The 17,329-nt window shown below is 65.7% G+C and carries 16 protein-coding genes; all 16 read left to right on the top strand.

The features are described 5' to 3' along the window. Positions 1-173 precede the first annotated feature (173 nt). On the top strand, positions 174-2,234 hold the full coding sequence (thrS, locus tag CUTER_RS06140) for a threonine--tRNA ligase (RefSeq protein WP_047259696.1): 2,061 nt from the start codon (positions 174-176) through the stop codon (positions 2,232-2,234). A 1-nt stretch (position 2,235) separates the two neighbouring features. Further along, complete coding sequence (locus CUTER_RS06135; RefSeq protein ID WP_330217678.1) at positions 2,236-2,793, top strand: HIT family protein; 558 nt, start codon at positions 2,236-2,238, stop codon at positions 2,791-2,793. Positions 2,794-2,795: 2 nt separating this feature from the next. Next, positions 2,796-3,431, top strand: coding sequence for a phosphatidylinositol phosphate synthase (gene pgsA, locus CUTER_RS06130; protein WP_047259695.1), 636 nt, complete (start codon positions 2,796-2,798; stop codon positions 3,429-3,431). 3 nt (positions 3,432-3,434) lie between these two features. Further along, positions 3,435-4,349 (top strand): phosphatidylinositol mannoside acyltransferase, encoded by a 915-nt coding sequence (locus CUTER_RS06125; RefSeq protein WP_047259694.1) that lies wholly within the window; start codon positions 3,435-3,437, stop codon positions 4,347-4,349. A gap of 7 nt (positions 4,350-4,356) precedes the next feature. Then, on the top strand, positions 4,357-5,472 hold the full coding sequence (locus tag CUTER_RS06120; protein WP_047259693.1) for a glycosyltransferase family 4 protein: 1,116 nt from the start codon (positions 4,357-4,359) through the stop codon (positions 5,470-5,472). Then, positions 5,469-5,942 (top strand): hypothetical protein, encoded by a 474-nt coding sequence (locus tag CUTER_RS06115; RefSeq protein WP_047259692.1) that lies wholly within the window; start codon positions 5,469-5,471, stop codon positions 5,940-5,942. Before CUTER_RS06120 ends, CUTER_RS06115 begins: the two co-directional genes overlap by 4 nt. 219 nt (positions 5,943-6,161) lie before the next feature. Then, positions 6,162-6,914: a YebC/PmpR family DNA-binding transcriptional regulator gene (locus CUTER_RS06110; protein ID WP_047259691.1), complete on the top strand. Its 753-nt coding sequence runs from the start codon at positions 6,162-6,164 to the stop codon at positions 6,912-6,914. A 157-nt stretch (positions 6,915-7,071) separates the two neighbouring features. After that, positions 7,072-7,611 carry a crossover junction endodeoxyribonuclease RuvC gene (gene ruvC, locus CUTER_RS06105; RefSeq protein WP_047259690.1) on the top strand — a complete coding sequence of 180 codons (540 nt, stop codon included), beginning with the start codon at positions 7,072-7,074 and terminating at the stop codon, positions 7,609-7,611. After that, entirely contained in the window at positions 7,608-8,216 is a 609-nt protein-coding gene (ruvA, locus tag CUTER_RS06100; protein WP_047259689.1) for a Holliday junction branch migration protein RuvA, read from the top strand. Before ruvC ends, ruvA begins: the two co-directional genes overlap by 4 nt. Positions 8,217-8,240: 24 nt before the next feature. After that, positions 8,241-9,290, top strand: a complete 1,050-nt coding sequence (ruvB, locus tag CUTER_RS06095) for a Holliday junction branch migration DNA helicase RuvB (RefSeq protein WP_047259688.1) — start codon at positions 8,241-8,243, stop codon at positions 9,288-9,290. Positions 9,291-9,355: 65 nt separating this feature from the next. After that, positions 9,356-9,751, top strand: a complete 396-nt coding sequence (yajC, locus tag CUTER_RS06090) for a preprotein translocase subunit YajC (RefSeq protein ID WP_047259687.1) — start codon at positions 9,356-9,358, stop codon at positions 9,749-9,751. A 61-nt stretch (positions 9,752-9,812) separates the two neighbouring features. Continuing rightward, entirely contained in the window at positions 9,813-11,639 is a 1,827-nt protein-coding gene (gene secD / locus CUTER_RS06085) for a protein translocase subunit SecD (RefSeq protein WP_047259686.1), read from the top strand. A 3-nt stretch (positions 11,640-11,642) separates the two neighbouring features. Then, positions 11,643-12,812 (top strand): protein translocase subunit SecF, encoded by a 1,170-nt coding sequence (gene secF, locus CUTER_RS06080; protein WP_047259685.1) that lies wholly within the window; start codon positions 11,643-11,645, stop codon positions 12,810-12,812. Positions 12,813-12,837: 25 nt separating this feature from the next. Next, complete coding sequence (locus CUTER_RS06075) at positions 12,838-14,454, top strand: ABC transporter substrate-binding protein (protein WP_047259684.1); 1,617 nt, start codon at positions 12,838-12,840, stop codon at positions 14,452-14,454. Continuing rightward, a complete protein-coding gene (locus CUTER_RS06070; protein ID WP_047259683.1) occupies positions 14,399-14,989 on the top strand; it encodes an adenine phosphoribosyltransferase in 591 nt (196 codons plus the stop codon). The genes CUTER_RS06075 and CUTER_RS06070 overlap by 56 nt, the downstream gene beginning before the upstream one ends. Positions 14,990-15,021: 32 nt before the next feature. Beyond that, positions 15,022-17,313, top strand: a complete 2,292-nt coding sequence (locus CUTER_RS06065; RefSeq protein WP_047259682.1) for a RelA/SpoT family protein — start codon at positions 15,022-15,024, stop codon at positions 17,311-17,313. Positions 17,314-17,329 lie beyond the last annotated feature (16 nt).

The raw sequence follows: 17,329 nt of genomic DNA, 5'->3' as shown, positions 1-17,329 counted from the left end.
TGCTGCGCTAGGTGCGCCATGATGCTCCGCTGACGCGGCGCAGTGATGCGGGTCCCGTTATCGTGGTGGCGGGCCGGGCGTTATGCTTTGTGCTCAGGCATCGTCTTCCACGCGGCGTCGCGGCCAGGTATGCCGTGTACCCGCCAGAGCGCAAGAAGGAGCGCGTACCACCTATGACCACTGTCGAGCTTGATCTCTCCGCCTTCGCCGTCCCGGCCGGCACGCCCGTGGGGCAGGCCATGCGGGAGCGTGAGCTGCCGAACAAGGGCCCGGATGCCATCGTGTGCGTCAAGGACACTGAGGGCCAGTTAAAGGACCTGTCGTTCGTCCCCGAGACCGACGCGGAATTTACTCCGGTTCCCGCCTCGACGGAGGAGGGCCGCAGCGTCATCAGGCACTCGTGCGCCCACGTCCTGGCCCAGGCCGTGCAGCTGGAGTTCCCGGGCACGAAGCTCGGCATCGGTCCGGCTATCGACAACGGCTTCTACTACGATTTCCAGGTGGCCGAGCCCTTCACCCCGGAGGATCTCAAGCGCCTGGAGAAGGCGATGAAGAAGATCATCAAGTCCGGTCAGAAGTTCGTCCGCGGCGTCTACGAATCCACGGAGGCGGCCGCCGAGGACCTCGCCGCCGAGCCATTCAAGCTTGAGCTCGTGGCCGACAAGTCGAATGTGGACCCCGATTCCGACGAGGCCACGGAGATCGGCTCCGGGGAGCTGACCTACTACGCCAACGTCAACCCGCGTAGCGGAGACACCGAGTGGCACGACCTGTGCCGTGGCCCGCACGTACCCACCACGCGCTACATTCCGGCGTTCGCATTGACGAAGTCTTCGGCCGCTTACTGGCGTGGCGATCAGCGTAACGCCGGCCTGCAGCGCATCTACGGCACGGCCTGGGAGTCGAAGGAGAAGCTCGACGACTACCAGCACCTGCTCGCCGAGGCGGAGAAGCGGGACCACCGGCGCCTGGGCCAGGAACTGGACCTGTTCAGCTTCCCGGATGAGATCGGCTCCGGCTTCCCGGTGTTCCACCCCGCCGGCGGCATTATCCGCCTGGAGATGGAGGAGCACTCCCGTCGCCGGCACTTGGCCGCCGGGTATTCCTTCGTCAACACTCCGCACATCACCAAGGGAGAGCTGTTCAAGAAGTCCGGTCACCTGGACTGGTACGCCGACGGCATGTTCCCGCCGATGCAGCTCGACGGCGAAACCGACGAGGAGGGCAACGTCACCAAGCAGGCGCAGGACTACTACGCCAAGCCGATGAACTGCCCCATGCACAACCTCATTTTCGCCTCCCGGGGTCGCTCGTACCGCGAGCTGCCGCTGCGGCTGTTTGAGTTCGGCACCGTCTACCGTTACGAGAAGTCCGGCGTGGTCCACGGCCTGACCCGCGCTCGCGGTTTCACGCAGGACGACGCCCATATCTACTGCACCGAGGAGCAGATGGAGGACGAGCTGACGAAGGTGCTGCAGTTCATCCTCTCGCTGCTCAAGGACTACGGCCTGGAGGACTTCTACCTGGAGCTGTCCACCAAGGATCCCGAGAAGTACATCGGTGACGACGCAGTGTGGGAGCGGTCCACTGCCGTGCTGCAGAAGGTGGCCGAGAAGTCCGGTCTGGAACTGGTGCCGGACCCGGCGGGTGCGGCGTTCTACGGCCCGAAGATCTCCGTGCAGGCCCGCGACGCCATCGGGCGCACCTGGCAGATGTCCACGGTGCAGCTGGACTTCAACCTGCCGGAGCGCTTCGGCCTGGAGTACACCGCCTCCGACGGAACCAAGAAGCGCCCGATCATGATTCACCGCGCGCTCTTCGGCTCTATCGAGCGCTTCTTCGGCGTGCTCCTGGAGCACTACGCGGGCGCGTTCCCCGCATGGCTTGCCCCGCATCAGGTCATGGGCATTCCGGTGGCTGATGAGTTCTCGGCGCACCTTGAGCAGGTGGCCGAAAAGCTCCGGGAACGCGGCATCCGCGCCGACGTCGATACTTCCGACGACCGGATGCAGAAGAAGATCCGTAACCACACCACCGCCAAGGTGCCCTTCATGCTGCTCGCCGGCGGCCGGGACGTCGAGGCGGGTGCGGTGAGCTTCCGCTTCCTTGACGGCTCCCAGGTCAACGGTGTCCCGGTGGACGAGGCCGTGAACATCATCGAGGCGTGGGTGCGTTCGCGCAATAACTCTCAGCCGAGTGGCAGCGAGATCGACGCCCTCCGGTCGGAGGATTAGCGTGCCGGAGTACGTGGACTTTGGCGCCGGCACCCCGGACCGGTTGCTCCGGCTGTGGGCGCCGTATCGCTCGGCCTACATCACCAAAAGAGCCGGGCGAGGCGGTGACCCTTTCGTTGACATTCCCAAGGGAACTGACGAGGAGGGCCTCATTATCGCCCGGGGCGAATTCGTGTACGCGCTGCTCAACCTCTATCCCTATAACGCAGGTCACCTCATGGTGGTGCCTTACCGCAAGGTGGCCAACCTTGAGGATCTCACCAGCGAAGAATCGGGAGAGCTCATGGAGTTTGCCCAAGAGGCGGTGCGCACGCTCAAGCGCGTGTCCCGCCCGGAGGGTATCAATGTGGGCTTCAACTTGGGCCGGGCGGCGGGTGGTTCGGTGAGCGATCACCTCCACCTCCACGTCGTCCCGCGCTGGCCCGGGGACTCCAACTTCATGACGGTGTTGGACTCCACGAAGGTACTTCCGGCGTTGCTGGCCGATACCCGCGCGTTGCTCGCCGAGGCCTGGGTCCAGGGGGCCCAGGAGGCCCAGGCTGGGGCAGGGGAGGTCTAGGCATGCTCAGCGTTCACGGGCGAAAGCCCGCCAAGGTGTTCGTGGAACCCATCGCCCGCGTGCTGCTGCGGTGTCGCGTTGAGCCCAACACCATGACTGTGGTCAGCGCGGCCGCCGCCATCATCATCGCGGTGACCCTGATCCCCGCCGGATATCTGGTGTGGGCCGCGGTGCTCACGGGGCTGTTCTCTGCCTTCGACATGGTCGACGGAACCATGGCTCGGTTGCGTGGCGGCGGGACTCGTTTCGGCGCCACCCTCGATGCCTCCTGTGACCGGATCACCGACGGCGCGCTGTTCGCCGCCATCACCTGGTGGCTTATCTATAGCTACGCCGCACCGCGCCCCCTGGTCGCCGCCTCGTTGGGCGTGCTCGTCTTGTCCCAGGTGATTAGCTACATCAAGGCCCGCGGCGAAGCCTCCGGGATGGCCATGGTCGGTGGTCTTATCGAACGCCCGGAGAGGCTCATCATCGCACTGGGCGGCCTCGGACTGCAGGGATTGGGCGTCGCGTATGCCATCGACGTCACGATCTGGCTTCTGTTGATCGGTAGTGCCTTCACGGTGTGGCAGCGGTTCCGCATCGCGGCGTCGTCGCCGCTGGCCACGAGCTCGATCGCCGCGCCCGAGGGAGCGTAGCTGATGCCCGCGTTGTCAACGTCGGTGTGGCCGTTGGTGCTGCGCCGCGAGTTCACCGCCGCCGGGTACTTGCTGGCCTGGCGGCTCGTCGGCGCTGCCCCGGAGCCTGCGGTGCGGTGGCTGAGCGACCGTCTGGCCGACGTAGTCAGTGACCACGGCCGGGGCATGGAGCAACTAAGGCGTAACCTGTCCCGCGTGGTCGGCCCGGAGAATGTCACCCGGGCCCTGGTGCGCGACGCCGTGCGCTCCTACGCCCGCTACTGGCGAGAAGCCTTCCGACTTGCGTCGATTGTCGACGATCCACGCTTGCACGCACGGCTCGATGCGGGAGTGAGCGGCCGGGCTGCGTTCGAGCGCTCCCTTGCCGCCGGACGAGGTGTGATCCTGACGTTGCCGCATTCGGGGAATTGGGACATGGCCGGAATGTGGTTGGTGGCGAACTACGGCCGCTTTGCGACGGTGGCGGAGCGGGTAAAGCCCGAGGTGTTGTTTAAGGCCTTCGTGGACTTTCGGACGTCGCTGGGCTTTGAGGTCATCGCTCTCACCGGCTCAGCGGTGCCGCCCTACACCCGCTTGCGCGAGGTGCTGGAAGCCGGCGGCGTGGTGTGCTTGCTGGGGGAGCGGGATCTCAGCGGCCGTGGCGTAGACGTCTCCTTCTTCGGTGAAACGACGACGATGCCGGCCGGGCCGGCGAAGTTGGCCGTCGACACGGGGGCGGCGCTACACGTCGTCCATTCCTGGTTCGAGGGCGACGGGTGGGGCCTGAGCGCCTCGGAACCTATCGAGGTCACCACCGTCGAGGCGACGACGCAGCGTGTAGCCGACGCGTTCGCGGCCAATATTGCTGCCCACCCGGAGGATTGGCACCTCCTTCAGCCGCTGTGGCCCGGGGATCGGCGCTCGAAGAGGGCGAAGTAGGTCCGGCGTGCGCATCGGACTCATTTGTCCCTACTCCCTCGACCACCCCGGGGGAGTTCAAGCCCATGTCCTTGACTTGGCGAGGGTTCTGCGAGAACAAGGGCACACGGTCGGGGTGTTAGGGCCGGCCACGAGGCACGCGGACGTCCCGCCCTATGTCACCCGTGGCGGGCGGGCTTGGGCCATTTCCTACAACGGCTCCGTGGCGCGGTTGGCGTTTGGGCCGATGGTTCTTCGCCGCATGCGCAGGTTCGTCACCGAGGGCCAGTTTGATGTGGTCCATATCCACGAGCCCAACGCCCTGAGCTACTCCCTGGCGACGCTGCGCGGGGTGTGCGGACCGGTGGTGGCCACGTATCACGCGTCGGCGACGCAGTCGGCGCTATTGTCGTTGAGCCGCGGGCTACTCGAACCCTATCTGGAGCGGATCACCGCCGGTATTGCGGTGTCCGAGACGGCTCGACGCTGGCAGGTCGAGCAGCTCGGCGGCGACCCCGTCGTGATCCCCAACGGCGTCGATACCGCCTTCTTTGCGTCTCGGAGCAAGCCCCGGCGTGTCCATCCAGACGGCCCGGTGGACGTGGTGTTCCTCGGCCGGGCGGATGAGCCCCGCAAGGGCCTGCAGGTGCTGCTGGCGGCGGCTCGGCCCCTGCTCGACGCCGGCGCAGTGCGCCTTCGCGTGGTAGGGCCGGCGCCGAGCCGACGCGAGCCCGGCGTCGACTACACCGGCAGGGTGTCGGAGGAGGACAAGGCACGCATTCTCGGCGCCGCCGACGTTTACGTTGCCCCCAACCTCGGTGGGGAGTCCTTCGGCATCGTCCTCGTCGAGGCGATGGCCGCCGGGTGTGCTGTCCTGGCCAGCGATCTCGAGTCCTTTGCCGATGTGTGCGCGGCCGATTCCGATGCTCCGGCAGGTGAACTCTTCCGCACCGGTGACGTCGCGGACCTTCACGCACATCTCACAGCGCTTGTCGAGGATCCGCAGCGTCGGGCAGATCTGGCCGAACAGGGCCAACGCCGCGCCGTGGACTTTGACTGGGCCGTGGTGTCGAAACAAATTCTCGCCGTGTACGACGCGGTGGCCACCGGCACCCCCGTGACGGTCACGAGGAGACACCCGTGAGCGCATCCACCCTGGCACTCATCGCACTGGTGGCCGCAGTGTCATTCATCGTGGCCTGGGCATTCCACCTTGCGCAACGGCTTCACCGGCTCCACATCCGTACCGACCAGGCTCGGATGGCGTTGATGGCTGCCCTGGACCGGCGCGCCGCGGTGGTGGCCGCCTTGATCCCCGAGGCATCCGCGGCCGCGCGCGAAGCTGAATCCTTGCGGCTGGACTCCGCATCTCCCGCCGCCCGGCTAGCCGCTGAGGCGGCCATGGCGCAGGCCCGGCGGGAGGCGGCCACGGGTACGCACCCGTTGCTTGGCGAGGCCGACGTGCGCGTAGAGCTTGCCGCACGTTTCTACCACGCGGCGGTGACCGATACCCGCGCGGTGCGTCATCATCCCTTGGTTCGGCTGTTACGCCTGGCCGGCACGGCACCCTTGCCGGACTTCTATGACCTGTCCGAGGTCGTGTCCACCCGGTAGGGGAAGAGGGGATCAGACCCGAACATTCCGACGCCGTTCCGGCGCTCTGGTGGCCAAGGTTGCGTAAGAGCGGCTTATCCGTACCGAGCTGGCCAAGTCCGAGAAAGCCTAGTACCCGACCGATATGCGGGCTTCGACGCCCGGCTGCGTATACTCGGACAAGTTCCCGACAGATTATTCAGTCAGCGACCACCGACGCGAAAGGGTGAACAACCGACTATGTCAGGCCACTCAAAGTGGGCGACCACGAAGCACAAGAAGGCCGCCAACGACGCGAAGCGTTCGAAGGAATGGGCCAAGATGATCAAGAACATCGAGGTGGCGGCCCGGACCGGTGGCGGCGACCCGGCCGGTAACCCGACCCTCGATGACATGATTAAGAAGGCCAAGAAGGCCTCGGTCCCCAACGACAATATCGAGCGTGCCCGCAAGCGCGGCGCCGGCGAGGAAGCCGGCGGTGCGAACTGGGAAAACGTCACCTACGAGGGTTACGGACCGAATGGCGTGGCAATGCTCATCGAGTGCCTGACGGACAACCGCAACCGCGCCGCCGCTGAGGTGCGCACCGCCATGAACAAGAACAATGGCAACCTGGGCGAGTCCGGCTCGGTGGCCTACATGTTCAAGCGGGTCGGCTATGTGGTCATCCCCAAGGGCGAGCTGACCGAGGATGACGTGCTCATGGCCGTCCTCGACGCCGGCGCCGAGGAAGTCACCGACCAGGGTGAGTTCTTCGAGATCACTTCCGCCGCCAGCGACGTTCCGGCCGTTCGGGCGGCGCTGGAGGGAGAAGGCATCGAGGTGGAAGATTCCGGTCAGGACTTCCGCTCTGATGTCCTCGTGCCGCTGGAGCTCGACGACGCCAAGAAGGTCCAGCGCCTCATCGACGCTCTGGAGGACTCGGACGACGTCCAGGACGTCTACACCAACATGGACCTCTCCGACGAGGTCCTCGCCGCCCTCGAGGCCTAACTGCTTTGCCCCGGTAGGTAGCTAACGCTGCCTACCGGGTACGTTGACACACGCAGGCGTACCGCTGGCGAGGCTCGCAGCATTTCTGTGGTAGAACATGTGTGTGGATGTTCGTCAACGAAGTGTAGCCCCACTCAGCCTCGAAGGCCTGCGGGTCATGGGCATCGATCCGGGGCTGACCCGCTGCGGGCTGTCCGTCGTTCAGGCCGGCCGCGGCCGGGCGGTGCTGCCCATTTCCGTCGGCGTGCTGCGCACGCCCTCCGATGCGGAATTGAGTGAGCGGCTGTTAAGCATTTCCGCTGGCGTTCGCGAGTGGATTGCGGACTACCAGCCGGATGTCATTGCCATCGAGAGGCTGTTCGAGCGCGGAAATGTCTCGACCGTCATTCATACTGCTCACGCCGTCGGCGTGCTCATTCTCGCCGCCGCTGAATTGGGTATCCCGGTGCACCACTACACCCCTTCAGAGGTGAAGAAGGCGATCTCGGGCAACGGCCGGGCGGACAAAAAGCAGATGACGGCAATGATTACCCGTATCTTGGGCCTCAGCGAAGCACCGAAACCGGCCGACGCCGCCGACGCCCTAGCGCTGGCGGTGTGCCACTGCTGGCGAGCGCCAGTGCTGGCCCGCACCGCCAGTGTGGCGGGTCACGCCGGCCGCCCCGCCCTAGCTAAGGAAAGGACGCAGCAGCCATGATTGCCTGCCTACGCGGAAACGTCGTCGCCATCGGCGCCGATAACGCTGTCATCGAATGCGCCGGAGTGGGGTACCGCTTCCTCGCCGCCCCCGCCACGCTAGCCGGCCTGCGGCGTGGCCAGGAGGCCACGGTCATCACGCACCTCGTGGTGAAGGAAGATTCTCTCACCCTCTACGGGTTCTCCGGCGAAGAGCAGCGAGAGATGTTCCTGCTGCTGCAGACGGTGTCCGGCCTGGGGCCCAAGTTGGCCCTGGCGTGCCTGGGGTGCTTCGGCCCCGGCGAGATCGCCCGAGCCGTCGCGGCCTCGGACGCCAAAACACTCCAGACCATCCCCGGGGTGGGCAAGCGGATGGCGGACCGGCTCGTCGTCGAGCTCAAAGACAAGGTGGCCGCGTTTGCCCCGGCGGAATCCGAGGCGGAGGTTACTGCGCCGCTGCCAGCAGGTGCTGCCCAGGTGGCCCAGCAGGTGACGGAGGCGCTGGTTGGTCTCGGTTTCACTGACCGTGTGGCAGGCCCGGTGGTGGAAGGCGTCGTTGCTGAGAACCCGGACATCACCACGGCGGCTGCCCTGCGGACGTCACTCGCCCAGCTAGGCCGGGCCTAGTCTTAAGGGAGAAGGAGAAGCGCCATGGCGCACATCGAACGCACAGAGTTTCAACTGCCCGACGTCACACCGGTCAGCCCCCAGCAGCAACCCGGTGAGCGTGACGTCGAAAAGTCGCTGCGCCCCAAGTCCCTGGCGGAATTTATCGGCCAGCCCAAGGTCCGCACCCAGCTAGGCCTCGTGCTTTCCGGGGCGAGGCAGCGATCGGTGACCCCGGATCACATCCTGCTGTCCGGGCCGCCTGGCCTGGGTAAGACGACGATGGCGATGATTATCGCCCAGGAGCTCGGCACGAGCCTCCGGATGACCTCCGGCCCTGCGCTGGAGCGCGCAGGCGACCTGGCGGCGATGCTCTCCAACATCATGGAGGGCGACGTGTTGTTCATCGATGAAATCCACCGCATCGCCCGTCCAGCCGAAGAGATGCTGTACATGGCCATGGAAGATTTTCGCATCGACGTCATCGTCGGCAAGGGCCCAGGCGCAACGAGCATTCCGCTGGAAATCCCACCCTTTACCCTCGTCGGTGCCACCACCCGCGCGGGCATGCTGACCGGCCCCTTGCGCGACCGTTTCGGCTTCACCGCCCAGATGGAGTTCTACGACGTTGCCGATCTCACACAAGTGGTGACCCGGGCGGCGGAGATCCTCGACGTGCGAATCGATGCCGACGCCGCGGTAGAGATCGCCTCCCGCTCCCGGGGAACGCCCCGCATCGCCAACCGGCTACTGCGGCGGGTGCGCGATTATGCCGACGTGTACGACGACGGTCAGGTCACGGTGACGGCAGCCCGGGCGGCGCTCGAAGTCTTCGATGTGGACAGCGCGGGCCTGGACCGGCTCGACCGCGCCGTGCTCGGTGCCCTGGTGCGCAGCCACGGCGGGGGACCGGTGGGGGTCAACACGCTGGCGGTAGGCGTCGGTGAGGAACCGAGCACGGTGGAAGAAGTGTGCGAACCCTACCTGGTTCGCGCCGGTTTCATGTCGCGGACCGGCCGCGGCCGGGTGGCGACGGCGAAGGCGTGGCGCCACCTCGGACTAGAGCCGCCAGCGGGGACAATCGGCCTGGATTAGTAGCTGTGAAGCAGTGGCGGGGTCAAGTCGCACGGGGTTACTGGTTTCTGGCACACTAGCCAGCTATGGACCTTTTGTTTCTTATCGTCATTTTTGCCGTCTTCTTGCTTCCGACGTTCTTCATGGCCCGGAAGCAGCGTCAGGCGCAGGCCCAGGTTCTGCAGATGCAGGCCGCGCTGTCGGTAGGTGACGCGGTGATTACCGCTTCCGGGCTGCACGGTGTGATCGTCGGGCTCGATGAGACCGTCGTGGACCTAGACATCGCCGACGACGTCGTGGTCACCGTCGAGCGGGCCAGCATCGCCCGAGTGAACCCGGTGCCGGTCGATAATGCGGACATCGTCGAGCCGGCGGCCGAACCGGTGGCGGGCAACGCCGAAGGTGTTGACTACTCGGAGGAGAGGCCGACCTCGGCGGAAGACCGGGTGCTTGGGGACACCACTGACGAGGACCGTCGCTAGGATCCGTGGTCGGTCCTCGCGCAACAATGTGAAGCATTAGTAGAAGAAAGATCGAGGAAACGTGGCAGCACAAGAGCGGCGCACAGGTGGAGCCGGGCACGCGAAACGCGCGTGGCCGAAGCGCGCCATAGGCCTTTTCATCCTCATTCTGGCGACCGTCTACGGCCTTATCTTCCTCACCGGCGATAAGTCCCTAGCGCCCCGCCTGGGCATCGACCTGCAGGGTGGCACCCGCATCACGCTCGTGCCGCAGGGTGACAACCCCACCCCGGAGCAGCTGTCCCAGGCACGCACCATTCTCGAAAACCGAGTCAACGGCATGGGCGTCTCGGGCGCCGAGGTCGTCGCCGATGGCTCCACCCTGGTCATCACCGTTCCCGGTGAGGACGCCAGCCAGGCGCAGGCCGTCGGCCAGACCTCCCAGCTGCTGTTCAGGCCCGTGGCCCAGCCGGGGTTGCCCGACGTGCTCTCCATGCCCACGGCGACCGAAGAGATGGCTAACCGGTGGGTGGAACACGGCATCCTCACGCCCGAGGAGGCGCAGGCCGGCCTCGATAAGCTGGTATCTGGCCTCAACGCGCTGCTCAAGCAACAGGACCCGGCGGCCGAGGAGATCGCCACCCCGCAGGTCAGCGCACAGCCCCCCGCCCCGGTCAGTAACGCCATCGAGGCAGGCGATCGCCGCGAGGAGCAGATCGAGGTCCTGCTGGCGGATCGCCAGTCGAGCGATCCCACCGTGCAGGCTGCGGCCTCGTCGCTGCTCGTCTGTACCCCGGACCGCACGGACCCGCTCGCCGGCACCGACGATCCGGCTAAGCCCTTGGTCACCTGTGATCCGGCGAACGGCCAGCCCTATGTGCTTGAACCCGCCCCGCTGTTGTCCGGGGTGACCGACGAGGACGGTCCGCGCCTGACTGGTGATCAGATCGACGCCGATCGTCCGATCACCGGCGGTTACAACCCGGAAACCGGTCAGATGGAGATTAGCTTCTCCTTCGAGACCGAAGGAAAGGCCAACGGCTCCGCCACGTGGGCTGAGCTGACCACGGAGAACCTCCAGGAACAGGTCGCTATCACCTTGGACTCGCAGGTCATCTCCGCGCCGGTTATCCAGTCGGCCACCCCTTACGGCTCGGCGACGTCCATCACCGGCGATTTCACCCAGGAGGAGGCGACCGCCCTGGCTAACAACCTCCGCTACGGCGCGCTGCCGCTGTCCTTCGCCGGCGAAAACGGTGAACCGGGCGGCACCACCCAAACCATCCCGCCGCAGTTGGGTGCCGCGGCCCTCAAGGCGGGCATCATCGCCGGCCTCGTGGGTTTCGCACTCATCGCCGTGTACGTCTTCTTCTACTACCGCCTCTTCGGCCTCATCTCCCTGGTGACCCTTGCACTGGCCACGGCCTTGTCCTACGGCCTCATTGTGCTGCTGGGTCGCTGGATTGGGTACTCGCTGGACCTCGCCGGCGTGGCGGGCCTCATCATCGGCCTGGGTACGACGGCGGACTCCTTCGTCGTCTACTACGAGCGCATCAAGGACGAGATCCGGGCCGGACGCACCGTCCGCTCCGCGGTGCACCGAGGATGGGACCGCGCGAAGCAGACCATTGTCACGGGTAACGTCGTCACCCTCATCGGCGCGGTGGTGGTGTATGCCCTCGCCGTCGGCGAGGTGCGCGGCTTCGCCTTCACCCTCGGCTTGATGACTATCTTCGACATTTTGGTGACCTTCCTGATTACCGCCCCGCTGGCGATGCTCGCGGTCCGGAGCCGGTTCTGGTCCAAGGGAAGTGTCAACGGCCTGGGAGCCATGATCCGGTACGCGGAAGCGCAGCGCGAACGGCAGCGCGCCGACGGCGCCGTCGAGACGACGAACGAGGAGAACTAACCGATGAGCAGCACCGCCCACGCACCCAGCCGAGTATCCTTTTTCGATCGCCTCTACACCGGCGACGGCGGGTTCCGCATCATCCAGCACAGCAAGCTGTGGTACGGCATCACCATCGCTCTCCTCGTCATTTCCGTCGTCGCCATGCTGGTGCGCGGTTTCGACCTCAGCATCGACTTCGAGGGCGGCACTAAGGTGTCCATGCCTGCCGGAGACCTTGTGGCTGAGCAGGTCGAGACCACGTTTGAGGAGGCGACGGGTGTCGAGGCCCAGTTGACCCAGATCGTTGGCGCCGGTGACTCCCGCGTGCTGGAGATCAACTCCGACCAGCTCACCGAGGACCAGGCGGAGGCCGCCCGGCTTGCCATCGTGGAGGCCTACGGCGCCTCCGGGCTCGGGGTGAGCGAGATCGGCGTGTCCAACGTCTCCGAGTCGTGGGGATCGACGATCACCAACCGCATGGTCCTGTCGATGTTGGTGTTCCTGGTCCTGGCCGGCGTGTACGTCGCCATGCGCCTGGAGAAGGAAATGGCCGCCGCGGCGTTGCTGGCCCTCGTGGTGGACGGCGTCGTCATCGCCGGGCTCTACGCCCTGTTCGGGCTGGAGGTCTCCCCGGCGGTTGTCATTGGCCTGCTGACGGTGTTGACCTTCTCCATCTATGACACGGTGGTGGTTTTCGACAAGGTTCGAGAAAACACCGCCGGTGTGTTGGAGTCTCGGCGGGCAACGTATACCGAGCAGGCCAACCTGGCCGTTAACCAGACCATCATGCGTTCGCTGTCGACGTCGGTGATCTCGGCGCTGCCCATCGTGGCGTTGTTCGTGGTTGCCGTGTGGCTGCTGGGGATCGGTACGCTGAGAGACCTGGCCGTCATTCAGCTCATCGGCGTCGTCGAAGGCTTGTTGTCCTCGCTGTTCCTGGCCACCCCGCTGCTGGTGACCATTGTCACTAGGCAGCGCCGCTACCGGCGCCACACAGCCGAAGTGTTGCGCTACCGGGCCGCCGAGGCTGGCGCGAACGGTGCAGAAGGGGCTTCCGGCCTCGCGGACGCGGGGCATGATGAAGAGGAAGAGACCCGACCGGATCGAGCCAAGCGCACCGTGATTACCCCGAGGGGTGTCCACCCCGGGTCCGGCGAGACCGCTACCACGTGGCGGCCGAATCGCTCGTAGTTTACTCATCAAGGAGCAGTCGCCCATGAACCGACGTCGCGCGCTGGTGAGCAGCGCCTTGCTGACCACGATCATCGCCACCGGCTGCTCTCCGGGTGCGGAGGAGGGTGCCAGCCGCGCCGACGGCGTCGGCTACGTGCTGAATTCGCCGCTGGTGACGACGAACGCCGCCTCCCGGGAAGGCGTCGGCGTCAACGCGGAGCAGGTGGCCGCTCGCATTTACCCGGGGGCATTCATCGCCGGCCCCAACGGCAAGATCATTCCCAACGTGGATCTAGTCTCCGCTGACGAGCTGCCGACAGATTCCCTCCAGGTCAGCTACACCATCGCTGACAACGCCGTGTTCTCCGACGGCAACCCCATCACGTGCGTCGATTTCCAGCTGGCGTACGCCGCCGGGGCGATGCCGGACCTTTTCGACTCTCACCAGCCGATCGCTCAGGACGTGGCCGGGTTCGAATGCCAGCCCGAGGCGAAGCGATTCCGCGTCACCTTTGCTGAGGGGCGTGGCCAACGTTGGCGGGAGATGTTCGGCCCCGGGACCGTGTTGCCCGCGCACACCATCGCGGCCGCCGCCGGAATGGATGAGGCACAGTTGCACAACGCCCTCGATGCCGGCGACCGAGCCCAGCTTGCCGGAGTGGCCGATATATGGAATCACGGCTTCCGCCTCGCCGAGTTCGACCCCACGCTGCAGGTGTCCTCGGGCCCGCTGCGCATCGACTCGGTAGGTGAAGCCGGAGAGGTCCACCTCGTGGCCAACCCCGCCTACTACGGGGCGCCCGCCGCGGAGCCGGCTATCACCTTGTGGCCGTCGTCCTCGGACGCCGCCGAGCTTGCCAGCAACGGCGCTCTGCAGGTGGCGGAGACTCCCGTCGCCGTGCCGGCGTGGGTGAACCGGGATAACCCGGATAATCCCTACCACGTTGAATCCCAGGTGGGGCTGCTCACCGAGGCTTTGCGGTTCTCGGACACCGGCCCGCTGGCGGAGCCGGACAATCGGCGAGCCCTTGCCGCGTGCATCGATCGCTCAGCTATTGCCGCCGTCTCGAGCGAGGCGTCCGGCGTGGAGGTGCCGCCGGTGGCCGTGCACACCGTCTATCACATTGATCCAGTACGCCACCGCCTTGAGGACATCGCCGCCGAGTACGGCAGCGTGGACCCACAGGAAGCTGAGCTGCTTTCAGCAACGACGGTGCGCATCGGGTACGCGGGCCCGAACGAGCGCTACGCCCGCATGGTGGAGGCGATCGCCGCCGGCTGTGAGAGCGCGGGAATCACCGTCGTCGACGCCGGCGTGGACTCGGCCAGCATGGCCGATCTGGGTCGCGCATACGTCGACGCCGAGGGCACGCCCTCGTGGACTGAGGGGACGATTGATGCCTACCTGGGGGCCGTCGACCCGCAGGCGGAACACAGCTCGGTATCGAGTAATGCCCGCGACCTTGAGCAGCTGCGCGTGGAGGAACAGCGGCTGTGGCAAGAGCTGCCACTGCTCCCGCTTTCCGCACAGCCCCGAGCGTTCGTGTTCGACAAGGCGGTGGGTAACGTGGTGGTGTATACAGGTCCCGCCGGCATCGGCTGGAATGTGGATCGGTGGCAGGTTTCGGACGAGAAGGCAACCAGTGAATCCCCAGAATAAATACTCCAGCGCCCACGAGGCCATCGCGGACAACATCCGCCTCGTCAAGGACTTTCCCGCCCCCGGTGTGGTGTTTGAGGATCTCACCCCTGTGCTGGCGGACGCGGAGGCGTTCCACGCGATCGTCACCGCGCTGGTCAAGGTCTGCCGGGAGCTCGGGGCCGACTTCATCGGTGCCCTCGACGCCCGCGGTTTCCTCTTAGGATCTGCTGTGGCCTACGAGCTGGGAGTCGGTGTTCTGGCTATCCGCAAGCGCGGGAAGCTGCCGCCGCCGGTGCACTCGGTTGAATACGACCTCGAGTATGGAACGTCAGCGCTGGAGATTCCGGCGGATGCGTGGGACATCGCGGGCACACGCGTCGTGCTCATCGACGATGTCCTGGCTACCGGTGGGACCATGGCCGCCGCCGCTCGGCTGGTGCGCCAGGAAGGCGCTGAGGTAACCGGGTACGCGGTGGTGCTTGAGGTCGCCGGGCTCGGCGGGCGCGCGGTGCTGGACGACGCGCCGTTGGTCGTCATTAACGACTTGCACTAGGCGTAGGCGGTTTGCAGCAGGAGGTAGGCGACATGGCTTCTACAACGGATAAGAATTCTCGAAAGTCATCATCGAGCGTGCGCAGCATGTCGGTGCGCCTAGCCCGGTCGCTCACCGGCGTTGGCCGGGCGAGGTCCAATCCGGTCCTCGATCCCTTGCTGTCCATTCACCGAGAGTTCCACCCGAAAGCCGACGCCGAACTGCTCAACCGCGCCTACACCCGGGCCGAGGGCCTGCACGAGGGAGTGCTGCGCAAATCGGGTGACCCGTACATCACCCACCCCCTCGCAGTCGCCACCATTTGTGCGGAGATCGGCATGGACACCACGACGCTCGTGGCCGCCCTGCTGCACGACACGGTCGAGGACACCGAGTACTCGCTGGAGGACCTCGCGGCTGAATTCGGTGATGAGGTGACCCGGCTCGTCGACGGGGTCACCAAGCTCGACAAGGTGGCCCTGGGCGCGGCGGCCGAAGCGGAGACTATCCGCAAGATGATCGTGGCCATGGCGAATGATCCTCGGGTGTTGGTCATCAAGGTCGCGGACCGGCTGCACAACATGCGCACCATGCGGTTTCTGCCCCCGGAAAAGCAGGCCAAGAAGGCCCGGCAGACCCTCGAAGTCATCGCCCCGCTCGCGCACCGGCTGGGAATGGCGAACGTCAAGTGGGAGTTAGAGGATCTCTCCTTCGCCATCTTGTACCCGAAGAAGTACAGCGAAATCGTTCGGTTGGTGGCCGACCGAGCGCCCTCCCGTGACCGGGCACTGGAGGAGATCAGCCGCGAGCTGTCCAAGGCCATGAGCGACAACGGCATCAAGGCCGAAGTTCAGGGCCGGCCGAAGCACTACTGGTCCATTTACCAGAAGATGATCGTCGGCGGCCGGGAGTTCGACGAGATTTTCGACCTGGTGGGTTTGCGGATCCTCGTCGACAATGTCAACGACTGCTATGCCGCCATTGGCGTGGTGCACTCCCTGTACGCCACGGTGCCGGGGCGGTTCAAGGACTACATCTCCTCGCCTAAGTTCGGGGTGTATCAGTCCCTGCACACCACGGTCATGTCCACCCTGGGACGCCCGCTTGAGGTGCAGGTGCGCACCCATGAGATGCACTACAACGCCGAGTTCGGAGTGGCGGCACACTGGCGGTACAAGGAAACGAAGGGCTCACACAAGGGCGACCAGGCTGAAGTCGAGCACATGGCGTGGATGCGCCAGCTCCTCGACTGGCAGAAGGAAGCGGCCGACCCGAACGAGTTCCTCGATTCGCTACGCTTCGACCTCGCCGCGAAGCAGATCTTCGCCTTCACTCCTAAGGGCGATGTCATCAGCTTGCCGGCGGGGGCGACGACGGTGGACTTCGCCTACGCCGTGCACACCGAGGTGGGCCACCGGTGCATCGGCGCGAAGGTCAACGGCAAGCTCGTCGCGTTAGAGACGGTGCTGAAGTCCGGAAACCGGGTCGAGATCTTTACCTCTAAGGACCCGGCAGCCGGGCCGTCGAAGGACTGGGAGAAGTTCGTCGTCTCCCCGCGAGCGCGGGCAAAGATCCGGCAATGGTTCGCCAAGGAACGCCGGGAAGAACACCTGGAGGCAGGGCGGGACGCGTTGGCTGCCGAGGTGCAGCGCGGTGGGTTGCCCATGCACCGGCTATTTACCGCCGAGTCCATGCGGCAGGTAGCGACCCAGCTGCACTACCCGGATGTCGACGCGTTGTATACAGCCATCGGCGCCGGTCACGTGTCCGCGCGGCACGTCGCCCAGCGGCTGGTGTCCATGTTCGGCGACGAGGACGACGCCGTGGATACCCTGGCCTCGCGGATGACGCTATCGCAATTGGTGGACCACCGGCCTCGACAGGCGGCGACCGACGACATTCTGCTCGTGGAGGGCAGTCCCGATGTCATGGCTAAGATGGCGAAGTGCTGCCAGCCCGTGCCGGGAGACGAGATCTTCGGCTTCGTCACCCGCGGCGGGGGAGTGTCCGTGCACCGAGTGGACTGCACGAATTCGGACAAGCTACGGCAATCCCCCGAGCGGCTTATTGATGTCGCGTGGGCATCACAGACCTCTCAGGGCAATGGGTTTACCGCGTCGTTGCAGGTGGAAGCCCTCGATCACCAGACCTTGTTGGCTGATTTGACCCGGGTGCTCTCGGAGCAGAAGCTGTCCATTCTGGAGCTCAACGCCACGAGTGCCGACGACCGGGTCATCACCGTCCGCTTTAGGATCACGGTCTCGGACACCAAGCAGCTCGGGGCCCTCATGACGATGATGCGCAACACCGAAGGCGTCTTCGACGTCTACCGGGTGGCCACCTAGTCCCGCCCGCCTCGGG

The sequence above is a fragment of the Corynebacterium uterequi genome (assembly GCF_001021065.1).
GTDB lineage: Bacteria > Actinomycetota > Actinomycetes > Mycobacteriales > Mycobacteriaceae > Corynebacterium > Corynebacterium uterequi.
This window is presented reverse-complemented; position numbering and strand designations above follow the sequence as displayed.